Source organism: Hyella patelloides LEGE 07179 (assembly GCF_900659865.1).
Lineage (GTDB): Bacteria > Cyanobacteriota > Cyanobacteriia > Cyanobacteriales > Xenococcaceae > Hyella > Hyella patelloides.
In genome coordinates this window covers 1-2,062 of record NZ_LR214413.1, presented here as the reverse complement: position 1 = coordinate 2,062, position 2,062 = coordinate 1, and the positions used below count along the sequence as shown (strand labels likewise).

Genomic DNA, 2,062 nt, shown 5'->3' with positions numbered 1-2,062 from the left:
CTTACGGGTAAAATCTACTCTCAAGTCAGTCTCTTTGAGAATGTCTAAAAGGCTGGTTTTATGCCAGAGACGGTTGATTTCTCCCTTTAGATGTCTGAGATTGATGGGGTCTGGTAGAGCATCAAAGGGGCTGAGTCTGATTAAGCCTTTGTTTCCCTTACCTCCAATGGTCACGCCCTTATTTCTAGGCATTCCCTTGTCTAGTTTCTTTAACCCTGACTCCATTTGTTGCTGTAAACCAGAGATAAAAGTTTCTACATCTTCAGGGAGAGTCAAGGCTTGATAGTAAATCTGACGCTTGGATTCAAAATCAGTGGGTAAATCATCATCGGGATTGCGATAGCGATTAGCCCCCACTACCCAGATTTCCTTACAGCACAGTCTTTCTCTGAGGGCTTTGAGGACGCAGATTTCATAGTTGATGCGGTTAATACGTTCGTTGCCGTCGCTATCTGTTTCCATGAGGATTTCTTTTGCTCCAGCTTTGAGAACACCATCGATGGGTATCTCTTCGGTGGAATCGTAGTATCTAGCTTTACTATGGGCGTATTTCTTTAATAGCTCTAGAGCTTCAATGACAGGGCGATGCAGGTCATTATTAGAGCGAAATTCTAGCACCTCTAACAACTGAGGAATCATGCGACGGTAGTGATTAGCAAAGGAAGCTCGCATAACATTGTGAACCCTACGTTTGTAAGCCAAACCCGTTCCTTTATATTCTGCAACCAAGTCCTTGAGGGTCTTGAGCGATACCACAGGGAAAATTACTTGCTCGATAATCCCATTTGGTTCGGCAATGGATACTTCGGCAATCCGATATAGTAAGCCTGTTTTGCCCGAAACCTTCTTGAACTCCTCAATTAATTCTTGGTTAATCCGCTTCTCTGCTCGGTTATCAATGCGTTTGATGATTGTCGTTAATATCTCAATCAGACTATCAGTAATCTCTTGAGCGCGTTGAATACAGAAGGCTGCCATCAAGGTATAGCGGATAGCATCTTTGTGTTGTCTGAGGAGGTAGGGAGTTTCTGTCGCTGCTCGATGACGATAAGTTTTTACCAGTTTAGTCGATCTACCTTCAAACAAATTAATTGGCAAACCAACAGCGCGAATGCGTTTGAGCTTTTCTATTTCAGTTAGAAAGCTGCCCAATCCCACTGCACCAGGGTCGGTTTTGAGAAAGGCAAAGTCTGACATTTTAGTCTTTTTGCCTGACTGTTCAACGGATTCATCATCTTCTGTTTCTTCTGTGGAGAGAAGAAGATCGATCTGTTGGATATTTTCTGGAGTAAGTTTATTTAGAATATCCTCTTGAAAATCAGCTTCGTATTTAGCAACTGCGCTCTTAACTAGACGCTCGACTCTACCTGGTGTTGGTGGTTCGATTTGTAGTTCTCGAAATCTTTGATAGACAAGCTCGCTTATTGGTTCGATTCGTTGTTCGGATTCGATAATTTCTGCTTTTAACCAATCAACCATTTCCTCTCCATCAGCAACCTTGGCGACTCGAAATCCGAATAATTTACGGATGGCAGCACGATGGTTTGTGATAGAGCGTCCCTGCCAATCATAATCAGAATAAGAATTAGAGGAAATTTGAATTTGTTGGGCAATGTAAGAGATAATAGCGTCTGGTATTTCTTTGGGAGAGTCAGGAAAACGGGCAAAAGTTGGGAAATATTTCAGCAAAACAGCAAAACCAATCTGATTCGCGCCAACTTTGTTTTTGACTAATTCTAATTCTTGGGGCAAAAGTGTCCAATTCTCAATTAACTCTTCTGTATCCCAATTGGCTTTGACCATTCATCTACTTTTCCTGAACGAAATATTATCTGTTGAAGAAAAGTATCTCTTGAACGAGGAATAGTTTGAGAAAAGTTTATTAAAAGTGCAGATTTGTTAGTGATTGTCAAATATGACTGAAAGTAAGTATTAAAAAAAATTATGAATCAAGAGGGTTTTGGGGTGAAATAGGTTGAGTCTTATCAAAGGCTGTAAGCTAGACATTGCAATGGTTTCAAGGTTAGGTTGCGTCTGGTGACACGAACCTTCTATTTTCGCC

The 2,062-nt window shown here is 41.2% G+C and carries 1 protein-coding gene; it reads right to left on the bottom strand.

Going from position 1 to position 2,062, the window contains the following annotated elements:
- A partial coding sequence (locus H1P_RS35355; RefSeq protein ID WP_144876459.1) for a DUF4158 domain-containing protein occupies positions 1–1,803 on the bottom strand: 1,803 nt, incomplete at its 3' end.
- Positions 1,804–2,062 lie beyond the last annotated feature (259 nt).